Here is a 549-nt window from a genome sequence, read left to right on the forward strand (position 1 = left end):
TTTTAAAAAGCGTTCCAAACATTCAAAAATAGTTGGGACTTCCCTTAATAAATCTGTTACTTTCTTTTTCAAGATAGCCCAAGCTTGCTCAATAGGATTCAAATCCGGTGAATATGGCGGTAGAGGTAAGAAAAAGTGTTTATCTTGGATGCAGAGTTCATCCAAAATGTTCTTGGGATCAAAACTAGCATTGTCCATGATAATAACATGAGGTGTCTTCAAAGCAGGCAGGAGTTGCGTTTTGAACCACTCCACAAAGAAATCGCTTGTCCTGCTGTTCTTGTAAATCATGGGAGCTATAAACTCTCCGTCTACTTGTCCTGCAACAATTGAAGTTCGCTCAAAACGACGTCCGCTAATCTTTTCATAGACTTTCTCCCCTCTAGGAGCCCCTGCATAAGGACGATAGAGGTAGCGGTCGATTCCTGTTTCATCAATGTATACGATTGGTAAATCGTTTAGGTTATCCAAAATATCAAGAAACTCAGCGACTTTCTCTGGGTCTTGTTCCTTAAAGCTCGTCATCTTTTTTTGAAGTGACCTTCATCT

1 pseudogene is annotated in these 549 nt (G+C 40.1%); it reads right to left on the reverse strand.

The features are described from left to right. A pseudogene (locus tag HT669_RS10630) lies at positions 1–531 on the reverse strand (transposase); the annotation flags it as partial. Positions 532–549 lie beyond the last annotated feature (18 nt).

The sequence above is a fragment of the Streptococcus sp. 2100 genome (assembly GCF_013276335.1).
Taxonomy (GTDB): domain Bacteria; phylum Bacillota; class Bacilli; order Lactobacillales; family Streptococcaceae; genus Streptococcus; species Streptococcus pseudopneumoniae.